The organism is Pseudomonas lurida (genome assembly GCF_013522705.1).
Classification (GTDB): Bacteria; Pseudomonadota; Gammaproteobacteria; order Pseudomonadales; family Pseudomonadaceae; genus Aquipseudomonas; species Aquipseudomonas quebecensis.
Genome location: NZ_JAAMRE010000003.1, coordinates 72,070 through 85,402 on the forward strand (window position 1 = coordinate 72,070; position 13,333 = coordinate 85,402).

At 56.4% G+C, this 13,333-nt stretch carries 12 protein-coding genes and 1 tRNA gene; 11 read left to right on the top strand and 2 right to left on the bottom strand.

What is annotated here, in order from left to right:
- Nucleotides 1-89: 89 nt before the first annotated feature.
- Genes G7025_RS03675 through murB form a run of 7 tightly spaced genes read left to right on the top strand, consistent with a single transcriptional unit; the run spans nucleotide 90 to nucleotide 4,611 of the window.
- Nucleotides 90-725, top strand: a complete 636-nt coding sequence (locus tag G7025_RS03675) for a MotA/TolQ/ExbB proton channel family protein (RefSeq protein ID WP_159936015.1) — start codon at nucleotides 90-92, stop codon at nucleotides 723-725.
- The gene (locus G7025_RS03680; RefSeq protein WP_181076685.1) at nucleotides 722-1,150 is read left to right on the top strand and encodes an ExbD/TolR family protein; all 429 of its coding nucleotides are present in this window, start codon (nucleotides 722-724) and stop codon (nucleotides 1,148-1,150) included. The genes G7025_RS03675 and G7025_RS03680 overlap by 4 nt, the downstream gene beginning before the upstream one ends.
- Entirely contained in the window at nucleotides 1,150-2,160 is a 1,011-nt protein-coding gene (lpxK, locus tag G7025_RS03685; protein ID WP_181076686.1) for a tetraacyldisaccharide 4'-kinase, read from the top strand. Before G7025_RS03680 ends, lpxK begins: the two co-directional genes overlap by 1 nt.
- A 24-nt stretch (nucleotides 2,161-2,184) precedes the next feature.
- Nucleotides 2,185-2,370 (top strand): Trm112 family protein, encoded by a 186-nt coding sequence (locus G7025_RS03690; protein ID WP_003174668.1) that lies wholly within the window; start codon nucleotides 2,185-2,187, stop codon nucleotides 2,368-2,370.
- Nucleotides 2,367-3,131, top strand: a complete 765-nt coding sequence (gene kdsB, locus G7025_RS03695) for a 3-deoxy-manno-octulosonate cytidylyltransferase (protein WP_181076688.1) — start codon at nucleotides 2,367-2,369, stop codon at nucleotides 3,129-3,131. The genes G7025_RS03690 and kdsB overlap by 4 nt, the downstream gene beginning before the upstream one ends.
- Nucleotides 3,131-3,595: a low molecular weight protein-tyrosine-phosphatase gene (locus G7025_RS03700; protein ID WP_181076689.1), complete on the top strand. Its 465-nt coding sequence runs from the start codon at nucleotides 3,131-3,133 to the stop codon at nucleotides 3,593-3,595. Before kdsB ends, G7025_RS03700 begins: the two co-directional genes overlap by 1 nt.
- Entirely contained in the window at nucleotides 3,592-4,611 is a 1,020-nt protein-coding gene (gene murB, locus G7025_RS03705) for a UDP-N-acetylmuramate dehydrogenase (protein WP_181076691.1), read from the top strand. Before G7025_RS03700 ends, murB begins: the two co-directional genes overlap by 4 nt.
- A 61-nt stretch (nucleotides 4,612-4,672) precedes the next feature.
- Here the strand turns inward: murB and G7025_RS03710 are convergent, their stop codons facing one another.
- Entirely contained in the window at nucleotides 4,673-5,344 is a 672-nt protein-coding gene (locus G7025_RS03710; protein ID WP_003174664.1) for a Bax inhibitor-1/YccA family protein, read from the bottom strand.
- Nucleotides 5,345-5,496: 152 nt separating this feature from the next.
- Between G7025_RS03710 and G7025_RS03715 the strand changes: the two genes are divergently transcribed.
- Nucleotides 5,497-5,587 (top strand) — tRNA-Ser (locus G7025_RS03715).
- A 186-nt stretch (nucleotides 5,588-5,773) separates the two neighbouring features.
- Here the strand turns inward: G7025_RS03715 and G7025_RS03720 are convergent.
- On the bottom strand, nucleotides 5,774-6,676 hold the full coding sequence (locus G7025_RS03720) for a LysR substrate-binding domain-containing protein (protein WP_181076692.1): 903 nt from the start codon (nucleotides 6,674-6,676) through the stop codon (nucleotides 5,774-5,776).
- Between the two features lie 158 nt (nucleotides 6,677-6,834).
- Between G7025_RS03720 and ydiJ the strand changes: the two genes are divergently transcribed.
- From ydiJ to G7025_RS03735, 3 genes are all read left to right on the top strand, one after another.
- The gene (gene ydiJ / locus G7025_RS03725; protein WP_181076694.1) at nucleotides 6,835-9,894 is read left to right on the top strand and encodes a D-2-hydroxyglutarate dehydrogenase YdiJ; all 3,060 of its coding nucleotides are present in this window, start codon (nucleotides 6,835-6,837) and stop codon (nucleotides 9,892-9,894) included.
- Nucleotides 9,895-10,511: 617 nt separating this feature from the next.
- Nucleotides 10,512-11,807, top strand: a complete 1,296-nt coding sequence (locus tag G7025_RS03730) for an aminotransferase (RefSeq protein ID WP_258197633.1) — start codon at nucleotides 10,512-10,514, stop codon at nucleotides 11,805-11,807.
- Nucleotides 11,808-12,066: 259 nt separating this feature from the next.
- Nucleotides 12,067-13,305 carry a diaminopropionate ammonia-lyase gene (locus G7025_RS03735; RefSeq protein ID WP_181076696.1) on the top strand — a complete coding sequence of 413 codons (1,239 nt, stop codon included), beginning with the start codon at nucleotides 12,067-12,069 and terminating at the stop codon, nucleotides 13,303-13,305.
- Nucleotides 13,306-13,333: the final 28 nt, after the last annotated feature.

Sequence of the window (13,333 nt, forward strand, 5' to 3'; positions counted from 1 at the left end):
GCGACGAGCCTGGGCAATGCCAGGGTCGACGAGCCCCGCTGTCGAACCTATATGGTAAAGTGGCGCACTTTTTCGAGGGGACATTCACTGTGTGGGAATTGGTCAAATCCGGCGGCTGGATGATGTTGCCGATCATCTTGAGCTCCATCGCCGCACTCGGCATCGTCGCCGAACGCCTGTGGACCCTGCGCGCGAGCCGTGTCACCCCCGAGCATCTGCTGGGGCAGGTGTGGGGCTGGATCAAGAACAAACAGCTGGACAAGGAAAAGCTCAAGGCCCTGCGCGCCGATTCACCGCTGGGTGAAATCCTCGCCGCCGGCCTGGCCAACTCCAAGCACGGCCGCGAGATCATGAAAGAGTGCATCGAAGAGGCCGCCGCGCGGGTGATCCACGAACTGGAGCGTTATATCAACGCTCTCGGCACCATCGCCGCCATGGCGCCGCTGCTCGGTTTGCTGGGTACGGTGCTGGGCATGATCGATATTTTCAGCTCGTTCATGGGCGCGGGTATGACCACCAACGCGGCGGTGCTGGCCGGCGGCATTTCCAAGGCACTGATTACCACCGCGGCAGGCTTGATGGTGGGGATTCCCTCGGTGTTCTTCCATCGTTTCCTGCAGCGCCGCATCGATGAACTGGTCGTGGGCATGGAACAGGAAGCCATCAAATTGGTGGAAGTGGTGCAGGGCGATCGCGACGTGGATCTGGTTGGAGGCAAAGCGTGAAATTTCGCCGCAAGCAACGGGAAAATGTCGATATCAACCTGGCGTCTTTGATCGACGTAGTGTTTATCCTGCTGCTGTTTTTTGTCGTCACCACCACGTTTACCCGGCAGACCGAGTTGCGGGTCGACTTGCCCGAAGCGGTCAGCGGTTCGCCGGCCGAAGACCAGCAGGTCAAGCAGTTGGAGATCGCCATCAGCGCCGAGGGCGTGTTTTCGGTGAATAACCAGGTGCTGGAGAAAAACGATCTCAACAGTCTTATGGACGCGTTGCAGAAAGAATCCGGCGGCGATACGAAAATGCCATTGTCCATCAGCGCCGATGGCAAGACCCAGCACCAGGCCGTGGTCACCGCGATGGATGCCGCCGGCAAGCTGGGCTTCAGTCATTTGCGCATGAGCACCGTCGAGGCGGCGAGCCAACCCTGATGGCCATGTCCGATCGATTGCTCAAAGGCTGGTATGAAGGTCATCCGGCTCTGCTGTTGCTGCGGCCGCTGGAAGCCCTGTATCGCCGGGTGGTGCAGCGCAAGCGTGCGCGCTTCCTGGCGGGCGAGGGCGAAATTTATCGGGCGCCCGTGCCAGTGGTGGTGGTCGGTAATATCACCGTCGGCGGCACCGGCAAGACGCCGTTGATCCTATGGCTGATTGAGCACTGCCGCCGCAGCGGCCTGCGTGTAGGCGTGGTCAGCCGAGGCTATGGCGCCAGGCCGCCGCAATTGCCGTGGCGGGTCGAGGCCAGCCACAGCGCCGAGACGGCGGGTGACGAACCCCTGCTGATTGTGCAGCGCTGCGGCGTACCCCTGATGATCGATCCGGACCGCGGCCGTGCGGTCAAGGCGCTGCTGGACAGCGAACCCCTGGACCTGATCCTTTCCGACGACGGTTTGCAACACTATCGCCTGGCCCGTGACCTGGAGTTGGTACTGATCGATGCCGCGCGTGGCCTGGGCAATCGCCGCTGCCTGCCTGCCGGGCCTCTGCGCGAGCCAGCGGAGCGACTGCTGAGCGTCGACGCGCTGCTCTACAACGGTGCCCCCGATGATCGGGACGGTGGCTTTGCCTTCAGCCTGCAACCCACCACGCTGGTCAACCTGCAGACCGGTGAGCGCCTGCCGGTGGATCACTTTGCCAAGGGCCAGGCCGTGCATGCGGTCGCGGGCATCGGCAACCCGCAACGTTTCTTCAACACCCTTGAAACGCTACACTGGCGGCCGATACCCCATGCGTTTGCCGACCATGCGTCGTACAGCGCTGAAGTCTTGAGTTTTACACCGTCGTTGCCGCTGGTCATGACTGAGAAAGACGCGGTGAAGTGCCGCGCCTTCGCCCAGCCCGACTGGTGGTACCTTGCGGTGGATGCGCGGCCATCGCCGGCATTTGTCGCCTGGTTCGACAACCAGTTGATGCGCCTGCTGCCCGCCCGTTTCTTGCCTTAAAACGCTTCTTTCCAGGACACATTCATGGACACCAAACTGCTCGATATCCTCGCTTGCCCGATCTGCAAAGGCCCGCTCAAGCTCAGTGCCGACAAAACCGAGCTGATCAGCAAAGGCGCCGGCCTGGCATACCCGATCCGTGATGGCATCCCTGTGATGCTGGAGAGTGAAGCCCGCACCCTGACCACCGACGAGCGTCTGGATAAATGACCACTGCCTTTACCGTTGTCATTCCCTCACGCTATGCCTCGACCCGCTTGCCCGGTAAGCCGCTGCAACTGATCGGCGACAAACCGATGATTCAGCTGGTGTGGGAACAGGCCTGTAAAAGCAGCGCCGAGCGGGTGGTCGTAGCCACCGACGACCCGCGGATCATCGAGGCCTGCAAGGGTTTCGGTGCCGAAGCGGTGCTGACGCGTGAAGACCACAACTCCGGCACCGATCGCCTGGCGGAAGTGGCCACGCAACTGGGCCTGGCACCCGACGCCATCGTCGTTAACGTGCAAGGCGACGAGCCACTGATTCCGCCGAGCGTGATCGACCAGGTGGCCGCCAACCTGGCCGCCCATGCCGAAGCGCGCATGGCGACCCTGGCCGAACCGATCGAAGACATCGAGACCCTACTCAACCCGAACGTGGTCAAGGTGGTCAGCGACATCAATGGCCTGGCCCTGACGTTCAGCCGTTCCACGTTGCCGTGGGCGCGTGACGCGTTTGCCAAGCGGCCTGACGTATTGCCGGAAGGCGTGCCTTATCGCCGTCACATCGGTATCTACGCCTATCGCGCCGGTTTCCTGCATGACTTCGTCGGTTGGGGCCCGTGCTGGTTGGAAAACACCGAATCCCTGGAGCAACTGCGGGCCCTGTGGCATGGCGTGCGCATTCATGTGGGCGATGCCCTCGAAGCGCCGCCGGCCGGTGTCGATACCCAGGAAGACCTTGAGCGCGTTCGTCGTTTGCTGGGGGCTTGATGGAAGTTTTGTTCGTCTGCCTGGGCAATATCTGCCGTTCGCCGACTGCCGAAGGTGTGCTGCGCCATAAATTGCGTGAGGCCGGGCTGGCGGGACAGGTCGAGGTGGCGTCGGCCGGCACCGGCGACTGGCACGTCGGCAACCCGCCCGACCAACGCAGCCAGCGGGCCGCGCTGCGGCGTGGGTATGACCTGTCGGCCCAGCGCGCCCAACAGGTGTCGCGCGCCGATTTTGCCCGCTACGATCTGATCCTGGCCATGGACCACAGCAACCTGCGCAACCTCAAGGCGATGCAGCCCGCGCAGGGCAAGGCTGAACTGGACCTGTTCCTGCGTCGCTACGAAGGGGTGGTGGATGAAGTGCCAGACCCTTATTACGAAGGTGAACAAGGCTTTGAGCGGGTCCTGGACTTGATCGAGACCGCCTGCGATTTACTGGTGATCGAATTGAAGGGGCGCTTATGACCTTGCATATGCGAGCGCAGGCGTCGCTCAAGCCATTCAACAGCTTTGGCATTGATGTGCGTGCTCAGCTGTTTGCCGAAGCCCGCAGCGATGATGATGTGCGCGAAGCGCTGGCCTATGCCGCGACGCACGCGCTGCCACTGCTGGTGATTGGCGGCGGTAGTAACCTGCTGTTGACCCGGGATATTCCAGCGCTGGTGCTGCGCATGGCCACCCAAGGTATCCGGGTATTGCACGATGATGGTATGCAGGTGGTGGTCGAGGCCGAGGCAGGCGAGGCCTGGCACCCCTTTGTGCTGTGGACCCTCGCACACGGCTTTGGCGGCCTGGAAAACCTCAGCCTGATCCCTGGCACCGTCGGTGCGGCACCCATGCAGAACATCGGCGCCTATGGCGTAGAGATCAAGGACGTGTTCGCCGGCTTGACCGCCCTGGATCGCCACACGGGTGAGTTGCGCGACTTCAGTCTGGAGGAGTGCCGCTTCGCCTACCGCGACAGTGTGTTCAAGCACGAGACCGGTCGTTGGCTGATCCTGCGCGTGCGCTTCGCCCTCAGCCGTGCCAGCCACCTCAAACTCGATTACGGCCCGGTTCAGCAGCGCCTGGCCGGGCAAGGCATCACCGAAGCCACGCCGAGTGATGTGAGCCGCGCAATCTGCAGCATTCGCCAGGAAAAACTACCGGACCCGGCAGTGCTGGGCAATGCCGGCAGCTTCTTCAAGAACCCGCTGGTGTCCAAGGCGCTGGCAGAGGAACTCAAGGCGTTGTATCCGGATCTGGTGGCATATCCACAAGCCGATGGGCAAATGAAGCTCGCCGCCGGCTGGCTGATCGACAAGGCCGGCTGGAAGGGCTTCCGGGATGGCGACGCAGGCGTGCACGCGCTGCAGGCGCTGGTGCTGGTCAACTATGGCGGCGCCTCAGGGCACGACATCGCCAACCTGGCCCAGCGCATCCAGCATGATATCGCTGAGCGCTTCAAGGTTGAGCTGGAAATGGAACCCAACCAGTATTGAACCCCTGAAAACAAAAATGCCCCGCATCTTTCGATACGGGGCATTTTTTTTCCGCTGTGAATCAGTCGTCGCGGCTCATGATGCCGAAGATCTGCAACAGGCTGATGAACAGGTTGTAGATCGATACATACAGGCTCACGGTCGCCATGATGTAGTTACGCTCACCGCCGTGGATGATGGCGCTGGTCTGAAACAGGATGCACACCGAGGAGAACAGCACGAAACCGGCGCTGATCGCTAGCTGCAAGCCGCTGATCTGGAAGAACATGCCTGCGACCACAGCCGCCAGCAACACGAAGAAACCAGCGGTGATAAAGCCGCCCAGGAAGCTCATGTCCTTACGGGTAATGAGAACGTAGGCCGACAAACCACCAAATACCAGCGCGGTCATCGCAAACGCCGAACTGACCACTTCCGCCCCGCCGGCCATGCCGAGGTAACGGTTGAGGATCGGGCCGAGGATAAAGCCCATGAAGCCGGTCAGGGCAAACGCCGACACCAGGCCCCAGGCCGAGTCGCGCAGCTTGTTGGTGAGGAAGAACAGGCCATAGAAACCGATCAGCACCACGAAGATATTCGGGTAGCCCACACGCATTTGCTGCGCTACGAACGCCATCACGCCACTGAAGGCGAGGGTGAGGGCGAGCAGGCCATAGGTGTTGCGCAACACGCGGCTGACTTCAAGCTGCTCAGCCTGCGCGTTGCCATTCACTGCGTAATTCTGTTCGCGCATGGCGACACTCCTTGGGTTTTGAAACGTTCAGTCGCAAAGATCATAACAGACGCTCTGTAACAAGCGATGGCGAGAGTTTGACAGTGTGTTTCATTCGGGTATTATGGCGCCCGCTGAGACGGGATGGGCTATTATCATCCGTTATCGCACAAGGGAAATTGGCAGAGTGGTTGAATGCACCGGTCTTGAAAACCGGCGGACGTTAATAGCGTCTCCAGGGTTCGAATCCCTGGTTTCCCGCCAAACATGAAAGAGAAATCCCGCAAGCCAGGGGCTTTGCGGGATTTTTTTTGCCTGTGATTTGTGTTTCTACCCCCCTCTGTACCCCCGTTTGTGGCGGGATTGGCAGGGCCCGTGTGGGTCGGTATGGCGGAGGGGGGAGCAAAAAGTGACAGGCCGGCAGCAGTGCAACGGTTTAAGTCTCACACCTCATTTGTCTGGAAATGGTAGCGACAAAAGCCAGGCACTAAATGCATTCAACGAGGGTAAATTCTGATACCGAGTCGCGTAGATAAGATAGTAGCTACGACCGCTTTCCATCGGTTCAAACAATGCAACGAGTTCGCCGCTCTTCAATTCATCCTGCACAAGAATTTCTGGAACTAGGCCAATTCCAATCCCTGCTGATACCGCCTGAATGAGGTGAGCCGTGAGCTCAAAGCTCGGGCCTGCACGCATGTTTCTGTGGTCAACGTTATGGTTGTCGAACCAGTCAGACCAGGCACTGGGCCTCGATACGACATTTAACAATGTATGCTCAGCAACGTTCGCGGGTGTCATTGAGCGGTACTCGGGCAGCGCTGCAGGACTGGCAACCACTGCCAGTTTTTCAGTGAGCAACTTATGTGAAATGTAGCCTGGCCAGTCCCCGGAGCCGACGCAGATGATTGCGTTCATGTCGTGAGTTGAAGAGTGCACGTCCTCCCGGATGATTCTCGAATGTATGTGAACCAGGATTTCCGGGTGTTTTGCGTAGAACTCATGCATCCGTGGAAGCAGCCATTTCGAACCTAGTGTCGGCAGTACCGCCAGGCTCAGTGGGCCACCGTCATTCTTGTACGAAATGGTCTGCAATGTTGCGCTTCGAATGCGACCCAAAGCCGCCGTCAACTCGTGTTGATACAGCGCGCCGGCAGCCGTCAGTTCAATCTTTCGGCCTTCACGCCTGAAGAGCTCGATTTCAAGTTGAGCCTCCAAGGTTTGTACCTGGCGGCTGACAGCGCTCTGGGTCAACGCCAGCTCTTCTGCTGCCTTGGTGAAGCTGCAATGGCGCGCAGCAGCTTCGAAGGCAACCAACAGCGACATTGAGGGGGTCAGTCTTCTCGCGTTCATTCATAAAGCTCATGCAAAACCAGCAGAAATTACGTTTGTTCCAAGCGTGCGTAGGCGCAAGAATCATTGAAACCATATGCAGCTACTCGGTGCGCCCTGTACTAAGCATACGTAATGCGAATGCATAGATTAGCTTTTTAGCCCGTAGGAATTCCATCATGATTGCCCGGTTATCACCTCCAAATACCCAGAAAACGACCTATGACGCTTTTCTGAACGCGCTCCAAGGGGCGGGGTTTCAAGGTGAAATTGCCCGCAACTATGGCGACCGAACGGTATTAGCTACCGACAATTCTATTTACCAGCGTCTGCCCCAAGCTGCTTTGTTTCCATTGGACGCGCAGGATGTGGAGATTTTGGCGCGGCTGGTCAGTAATGCTGAGCACAGTACAGTGGTGCTCACGCCTCGAGGTGGAGGTACTGGCACCAATGGGCAATCGCTTACTGACGGTGTGGTGGTCGACCTGTCCAGGCATCTCAACAACATCCTGGAAATCAATGTCCAGGAGCGCTGGGTCAGAGTACAGAGTGGTGTGGTTAAGGATCAGTTGAACGCGGCACTCAAACCCTATGGATTGTTCTTTGCACCTGAACTCTCAACGTCGAATCGCGCGACTATTGGAGGGATGATCAACACCGATGCGAGTGGTCAGGGGAGCTGTACCTATGGCAAGACTCGCGATCACGTTCTCGAGCTTTCTACAGTATTGCTTGGCGGTAATCGTCTCACCAGTTCAGCTGTCGACGCGGAGCATTTGCCCGCGCTGACAAGGCGCAAAGACCGGGTCGGTGAGGTCTACAGATGTGTTTTGGACATCGCCGATACTCAAGCTGAATTGATCAGGAACACCTTCCCCAAACTCAATCGCTGCCTGACCGGTTATGACCTGGCACACCTGCGCGAATCGGACGGACGCTTCAATCTGAATAGTGTGCTTTGTGGCTCTGAAGGGTCGCTTGGATTCATCGTTGAGGCAAAACTGAACGTCTTGCCTATCCCGAAATATTCCATTCTGGTTAACGTACGTTACGCCGGATTTATGGATGCCTTGCGCGATGCGAAGGCCCTGATGGAAATGAAGCCGCTGTCGATCGAGACCGTGGACTCCAAAGTGCTGATGCTGGCGATGAAAGATATTGTCTGGCACGGCGTCGCAGAGTATTTCCCTGAAGATCCTGATACAGCGACGCTGGGGATCAACCTCATTGAATTTAGCGGAGACGATGAAGAGGTTGTTCTGCAGAGTGTTCATGAATTCGTACTGCACCTGCAGCGCGATACCTCTGTTGTGCGCTTGGGGCACACGCTGGCGATCGGAGCTGATGCGCTAAAGCGGGTTTATGCGATGCGTAAGCGCGCAGTGGGTTTGTTGGGCAACGTCAAAGGAGAGGCCAGACCACAGCCGTTTGTCGAGGACACCGCTGTTCCTCCCGAAAACCTTGCTGACTTCATCCAGGAGTTTCGAGCGCTCCTGGATAGCTATGACTTGCAGTACGGTATGTTCGGCCACGTCGACGCTGGTGTACTGCATGTGCGCCCTATCCTTGATATGAAAGATCCTGTTCAGGCGGCCTTGGTCCGACCGATTTCCGATGCGGTCGCTGCCTTGACTCAAAAACATGGCGGGTTGTTATGGGGGGAGCATGGCAAGGGCTTGCGGTCGCAGTATGTGCCAGATTACTTCGGCGATTTGTACCCGGCTTTGCAGGAGCTGAAGGCAGCCTTTGACCCACACAATCAACTCAATCCAGGCAAGATTGCAACGCCGAAAACTGTCCCGGGTTCTCGACTGACACGCGTTGACGAAGTGGAGTTGCGCGGTGACTTAGACCGGACAATTGATGAGCGTGTTTGGCAAAGCTATGACACTGCTGTTCATTGCAATGGCAATGGCGCTTGCTACAACTTCGATCCTGATGACGCCATGTGCCCATCCTGGAAGGCTACGCGCAATCGAATTCACTCTCCGAAAGGCCGAGCATCGCTGATACGTGAATGGCTGAGATTGCAGGGGGAGCAGGGCGTTGATGTTCTGGCTGCAAGTGATCGGCTGCGTTTGTCCGCTGCCCCTCAGAACCTTGCACATCGGGCCGTTAACAGCTTGGCGCAGAAGATGGGCCAGCAAGACTTTTCCCACGAGGTTTATAACGCGATGACAGGTTGCCTGGCATGCAAATCATGCGCAGGCCAATGCCCTGTCAAAGTGAATGTGCCTGAGTTTAGATCACGCTTTCTTGAGCTTTATCACAGTCGGTATTTGCGTCCCCTTAAGGACTACCTGATCGGCTCCTTGGAATACACAGTTCCTTACATCGCCAAGATGCCGCGTCTCTACAATTTCGTGATGAGCGCTCGACCGGTTCGCTGGTTACTCGAACGAGCTGCCGGGATGGTAGATAGCCCTCTACTCAGCCTGGTGGATTTTGCGGCCGTTTGCCGGCGCTGGAACGTGGAGGTGGCAATGCCTGAACGCCTGGAAACTCTTTCAGGTGAGCAGCGTGCGAAAAGTGTCATCCTTGTACAGGACGCTTTCACTCGTTTTTTTGAAACACCGTTGCTCGTTGACTGGGTGGAGCTGATCTCTCGGCTTGGCTACAAAGTCTACCTGGCACCGTACGCGCCTAATGGCAAACCCCTTCAGGTGCAGGGCTTTCTCAAAGCATTTGAGAAGGCTGCCAGCGTCAATGGAAAGTCGTTGCTCAGTCTTCAGCAGTATCAAGTTCCATTGGTGGGGCTCGACCCAGCGATGACCTTGGTGTACCGACAGGAGTACGCCAAGATATTGGGCGCCGGCGAAGCTCCCCTGGTGATGCTTGCGCAGGAGTGGCTTATCAATGCGTTGCCGCAAAATGAAGTAACGAAAGTGGATGAGCCTTACCACTTCCTGCCGCACTGCACTGAAAAAACTAATGAACCAGGCAGCATCGGCCAATGGCAGAAGATCTTTGAACGTATGGGACTAACGCTTCAGGTACAAGCAAGTGGCTGCTGCGGGATGTCGGGTACCTACGGACATGAAACGAGAAACGCCGAAACGTCGGAGACGATCTATGGGCAATCCTGGAAGCTGCTCATCCAGAAGTTTAACCAATCGGGACGAGTTGTTGCCGATGGCTATTCTTGCCGCAGTCAGGTTAAGCGACAGGAGGGTGCGACGGTGCTCCATCCGCTGCAGGTTCTGTTGGCTCGCATGAAAGAGACAGCGATGGAGACCTGATAAATCTCCACCAGCACCGACTCATGAGCAGGCTGGGGTACAGCAAGCGCTGTGAACTGTTCCCCGGTACCGAGGTTTCATGAATGGATTTGGGCTGGTCAACGGTGGTTTAGGAGCGGGCGGGTGGAGTCTGATCCCACGTGCTCAGCGATGGATTGAATTTGCTTTTGGATGTTAAGCACTGTGAAACCCGCCAAGGGGCTAGGCAGGACTTAAATCATCGGCCGGCTCCTAATGCACGGACGAAGTCATTGGTTATAGGTTGCTCATATTCAACCTCAATGTCGTGGGTGGTTCGGCCCTCAGGGCCGCTCTGCTGCCATGATAGAAACAAACGCCGATAGGCCCGTAGTGCCAGATTTAGGGAAATGCTGGGTCAGATGAGTTCGAAGGCGATGGGGATGTGGCGATGATCCACTTTATGTATTTCGTCATTTCTTTGAGTGGAGCGGCACCCTCGAAGATGATGAGTAGCGGCAGGCAGAAATTTGTTTCATGGATAGCGGTATAAGTAAAACGGATTAGCCCCTGTCCTGGTCGCCGTGAAAAAATCGCCCTGCTTTAGGTTCTGTGTGCGGCAAACAGGATTGATTTGAACATTTTGACGGGTGGAATCAATGGTCGACGTTATGCTTTCTAGCCTATCTAATGAAGAATTGGAGCGCCTTTCAACCGAAATTGATGCGCAGTATGCAAATTGCTGCGATCTCGGCTTCAAGTTGAATATGGCCAGAGGCATACCGTCGCTAGAGCAATTGCAGCTTTCACAAGAGCTTTTGGTTGACCGTTTGGAGCCGCCCTATGTTGACGTCAGTGGTGTGGATGCGCGCAATTATGGCGGGCAAGCTGGGCTTTTGGAGTCGAGGGCTCTGTTTTCTGAGTTACTTGAGGCGCCAGTGGAAAATGTCGTGGTCGGCGGTAGTTCCAGTCTCGCACTGATGTATGAGTGGATTTCTCAAGCGTGGCGAGTTGGAACCTGTGAGGGAGATGTTCCTTGGTCGCAAGTTGCGGGCGGTATCAGTTTCATATGTATTGTGCCGGGGTATGATCGCCATTTCGCAATGTGTGAAGATTTTGGAATAAAAATGATTGCTGTGCCGATGCTGGAAGATGGCCCAGATATCAATATGATCAAAGATCTCGTGCTGGACGATCCCTCGATTAAAGGTGTTTGGTGTGTGCCTAAATACAGTAATCCAACAGGTACAAGCTATTCGACTCGTGTGATATACGAACTCGCCTCTATGCCGGTCGCAGCTCGGGATTTTCGGATTTTTTGGGATAATGCCTACGCGGTGCACCCTCTTGCCCAAGACGATGTGCAGATCGCCAATATCCATGAATTGTGCGCGGCCAGTGGGTATCCTGACCGTTCGCTGGTATTCGCGTCGACTTCGAAGATGACCCTGCCTGGCTCAGGAATGGCTGCCATTGTCTCCTCAAAGCGAAACACCGATTGGTGGCTTGAGCGAGCAAAACTCAGAAGTGTCGGGCCAGACAAGATCAGCCAGCTGCGCCAGACACGATTTCTGAAAAGTGCCGATAACGTGAAATTGTTGATGGGAAAGCACAGGGATCTGCTTGCACCTAAATTTGCTAAAGTTGACGAAGTATTTTCTAGCAAATTGTCCGGTTATGATTTTGCCCGCTGGACTAAGCCGAAAGGCGGATACTTTGTAAGCTTGAATGTGGCTCCGGGTACTGCAAGTAGGATTGTGGAACTTGCAGATAACGCCGGGGTGTCCTTCGCGGTTCCTGGTTCCTGTTTTCCTGGCGCAATAGATCCAACTGACTCGCAACTTCGAATTGCGCCGTCTTATCCGCCACTGGACGATTTGACTGTTGGACTTGAGGTTGTCGCTGTAAGCGTGCTTAAAGCGGCTGTGGATCAAGCGAAAGCACAGCGCGGATAATTTGTGGAAGTTGAAAATGGCAATGTCTTTGATGTTGCCATTTCTTTGTGTGTAAACATTTTTTTATTGTGTATTTTGGCTTTATTTGTCTTGTGGATTTGACTATATAAAAAAGGGATTTGCCTTTAAACAGGGCGTTGGCGAAATTAGCTTCGTCTGTTGTGGATGCTGTGGGCGCACTCGATCTCGTCAAGAAAACGAAAATCTTTGATGCGGTCGCCAGTTTAAATAAGAAGTACAAGTCAGGCAGGAAAACAATATGAGTTCCGAATACAAGTACCATCGTTCTAACGTTAGCTGGACTGCTGAGAAGCGCGCAGCTGCCGCCACCGCCGTGTCCAATCTCATGGGCTGGGGATCTGCGGTCGAGGAAGTTCAAAGCTGGCCTGGATACAAGGTGCTGCCACTGTGGTCGCTAGACCAGCAAGCACGATCGCTGGGGCTGGGCAAAATTTTCTTCAAAGACGAGAGCGAGCGTTTCGGTCGCGAGCTCGGTAGCTTCAAGGCATTGGGTGCCCCGTACACGGTCTACATGCTCCTCGCCGATGCTGTCGAGAAGGAAACGGGCATAAGACCTACCGCTGCACAGCTGCGCTCGAAAGAATTCAAAGCCATCACTGAGCGCGTCACCGTCTGCGTCGCCACCGATGGCAACCAGGGGCGTGGCCTGGCATACGCAGCCGCAAACTTTGGTTGCCGTTGCGTGGTCTATATCCATGGCCATGTCAGCCCAGGCAGGAAAGAAGCTATGGAGCGCTACGGTGCGATCGTGATCCGCATCGATGGCGAGTACGAGGCTTCCGTTAAACGCGCCAAGGAAGACGGTCGCATGAACGGTTGGCATTTCGTCAGCAGCACCTCTTGGGACGATTTCAACGAGCCGCTGCCGCGCCACGTCATGAATGCCTACATGGTGATGGTGGAAGAGGCAATTGCAGCTGTCCCTGACTTGTCCAAAGTCACCCACGTTTTCATGCAAGGCGGTGTGGGCAGCATTGCGGCGGCGATCTTCCTTGGCATCGCGCTAGAGCTCAAAGAGGACAACCTGCCTCGTTTCGTCATGATTGAGCCTACTGAGGCGGACTGCCTCTATCAGAGCTCTGTCCAAGGCATCGCTACGCCATCCTCTGGCAGTCTGCGCACCATTATGGCTGGCTTGGCGTGCCGCGAAGTGTCACCTGCCGCCTGGAAGATCCTGGAGTGGTTGTGCACTGACTATCTTGCTGTGCCGGACACCTGGGCTGTCGATGCCATGAAGGCACTGGCCGATGGCGGCGGCGATGCGCCAATCGTATGTGGTGAGACGTCTGCAGCGGGTTATAGCGTGTTGTTGAAAGCGGCTCAGTTGCCTGAGCTGAAAGCACAACTGGGGCTCAACCAGAACAGCCAAGTAATGCTGTTTGGTGCTGAGGGTGCCACGGATCCAGTCATCTACGAGAACCTGGTGGGCATCGCCCCCTCCGACGTTTTCGCGCGTCAGGAAGCATTTTCGAAATAGTTCGTCATCCCCCAGCTTAGGCTTGAGG